The sequence below is a fragment of the Streptomyces solincola genome (genome assembly GCF_002982015.1).
Taxonomy (GTDB): domain Bacteria; phylum Actinomycetota; class Actinomycetes; order Streptomycetales; family Streptomycetaceae; genus Streptomyces; species Streptomyces solincola.
The window spans coordinates 1-2,473 of the sequence record NZ_PVLV01000562.1 but is presented as its reverse complement, the minus strand read 5'-3'; the positions used below and the strand labels follow the sequence as shown (position 1 = coordinate 2,473).

General features: G+C 76.5%; 3 protein-coding genes. 2 read left to right on the top strand and 1 reads right to left on the bottom strand.

Features of this window, described 5'->3' with window-relative positions; genetic code table 11:
* Both ypfJ and C6N75_RS27210 read left to right on the top strand, forming a co-directional pair.
* Window positions 1–815, top strand: an 815-nt coding sequence (gene ypfJ, locus C6N75_RS27215) for a KPN_02809 family neutral zinc metallopeptidase (protein WP_181160641.1), incomplete at its 5' end; no start/stop codon positions are given.
* A gap of 125 nt (window positions 816–940) precedes the next feature.
* Window positions 941–1,342, top strand: coding sequence for a VOC family protein (locus tag C6N75_RS27210; RefSeq protein ID WP_105871529.1), 402 nt, complete (start codon window positions 941–943; stop codon window positions 1,340–1,342).
* A gap of 58 nt (window positions 1,343–1,400) precedes the next feature.
* Here the strand turns inward: C6N75_RS27210 and C6N75_RS27205 are convergent.
* Window positions 1,401–2,473: hypothetical protein (locus C6N75_RS27205; RefSeq protein ID WP_105871528.1), on the bottom strand; the 1,073-nt coding region annotated here is incomplete at its 5' end.

Below are 2,473 nucleotides of genomic sequence, written 5' to 3'. Positions count from 1 at the left end.
GGGCCACGGTGGGCGGCGGGATCGCGGGGGTGATCGCGCTGCTGCTGGGGCTGTTCTTCGGAGTCGGCCCGGAGGAGCTGGGGCTGTCCGAGGGGAGCCCCGAGCCGGCGGCCAGCTCCACGGCGGCGGAGGGGGTCGCGGCCTCCTGCCGCCGGGGATCGGACGCCAACGCGCGGGAGGACTGCCGGATCGTCGGGGTGGTCAACAACGTGCAGGACTACTGGCGGGCGGAGTTCACCCGGCGCGGCGGCCGGTACCAGGACGCCCGGACGGTGCTGTTCAGCGAGCGGGTGGGCACCGCGTGCGGGACGGCGACCTCGGTGGTGGGGCCGTTCTACTGCCCGGGCGACGCGCGGGTCTATCTGGACCTGGACTTCTTCGGCGAGCTGCGGTCGCGGTTCGGGGCGCGCGGCGGGCCGTTCGCCCAGGCGTACGTGGTGGCGCACGAGTACGGCCACCACGTGCAGGACCTGACCGGGACGCTGCGCCGGGCACAGGACGGCCGGCAGGGCGCGGGCAGCAACGCGGTGCGGGTGGAGCTCCAGGCCGACTGCTACGCCGGGGTGTGGGCGCGGCACGCGACGACGGCGCCGGACGAGCGGACCGGCCGCCCGGTGCTGTCGGAGCTGACCGAGGAGGACGTCCGGGACGGTCTGGACGCGGCGGCCGCGGTGGGCGACGACCGCATCCAGGAGCGGCTACAGGGGCGGGTGACCCCGGAGAGCTGGACGCACGGTTCGGCGGAGCAGCGGCAGGGATGGTTCGCGACCGGCTACCGGACGGGTGACCTGGCGCGCTGCGACACCTTCCGCTGAGGTCCGCCGCGCGCGGATCCCGTCCGGGAGGCGTTGTCGGTGGGGGGTGCCAGACTGGGAGTCGTCGGTGATCCACGTCACAGCGCGAGGGTCGGCGCTGGGCGAGTGCGGGAGGAGTGATCGGTATGGCGCAGGCGGCGACGATCAGCCCGACGCTGCTTTACGAGGACCCCAGGGCCGCCATCCGGCTGCTGGTGGACGGCTTCGGATTCCGGGAGCTGGCGGTGTACGAGGGGGAGGACGGCTCGGTGGTCCACGCCGAGCTGGCCGTGGGCGACAGCGTGGTGATGCTGGGGAGCAAGGGGCGGGAGGGGAAGTTCGCCGAGGCGATGGCGGGCGCGGGCCCGGCCGGGATGTACGTGGTGGTGGCGGACGCGGACGCGCACCACGCGCGGGCCGCGGCGTACGGGGTGGAGATCCTGATGCCGCCCGCCGACCAGGAGTACGGCTCCCGCGACTACATGGCCCGGGACGCCGAGGGGAACGTCTGGAGCTTCGGCACCTACGCGCCGCGGATACCGGACTGAGCCGAGCGCGGGCCCCCGGGCCCGCGCGGTGTGCGCGGGCCCGGGGGCGCCGGGCCGGTCAGGAGCCGCCGGTGTGGACCTGGAAGGCGGCCCGGCGGACCGCCTTGGCCAGGGCCGGGTCGGGGTGCGCCGCGGCGAGCGCGACCAGGACCTGGACGGTACGGGGGTGGCCGACCGCGCGGACCTCGTCGAGCAGGGCGGGCACGGTGCCCTGGACGGCCGATTCCAGGTGCCGCACCAGCAGGCTGGTCTCGCCGTGGTCGGCGACGGCGGCGGCGGTGTCCACCCAGAGCCAGGTGGACTCCGCGCGGGTGAGCGTCTCGGCGGCGTCCTCGGGGTCGGCGCCCTCGTACTCGGCCAGCCACAGCAGGGCGTAGGGGCGCAGCGACACCTCCTCGGCGGCCGCGCGGACGTCGGCCTCCGCGGGTGCGCCGACGACCCGCAGCGCCTCGAAGGCGAGGCCGCGCAGCAGGGCGTCCTCGCCGCGGGCGGCGGTGAGCAGCTCGGTGACGGCGCCGCGGACCGGCCGGGCGGCCAGCCAGGCGCGGTACTCGGCGCGGGCCGGGCCGGGGGTGAGCCGGGCGCAGCCGCGCAGCATGTCCTCGGCGGACTGCTCGATGTGGCCGGCCGGGCTCTGCGCGGCGACGCAGATCTGCTCCAGCTTCACCCAGACCGCCCAGTTGCCCAGCGGGGTGAGGGTGGCCTGGCGTTCACCGGTCAGCAGTTCGCCCAGGGTCAGCGCGCCGACCTCGGCCAGTTGCTCCAGCGCCCAGTCGAGCAGGCGGGAGAGGGAGTCGGGACCGGGCGGCGGGGCGGGCGCGGGGCCCTGGGGGACCTCGCAGCGCTCCTCGCGCAGTTCGGCGACGCGCTGCTCCAGCAGGTCGAGCAGCACGGGCACGGCGACCGGTCCGGCGGACAGCTGGAGCAGGGAGAGCACCTGGGGCAGGGCCTCGACCACCTCGGCCACGGCGGTGGGGGCGGTGCCTTCGGGGGCGGGGCGCACCAGGGGCCCGGCGTCGAAGAGGGCGACCCAGCCGCGCAGCACGGCGGAGTCGTCGCGGTCCCAGGCGCGCAGCCGCCAGCCGGGGCGGGCGGTGTCGCCGTGCAGCTCGACCAGTCCGGCGAGGCGGG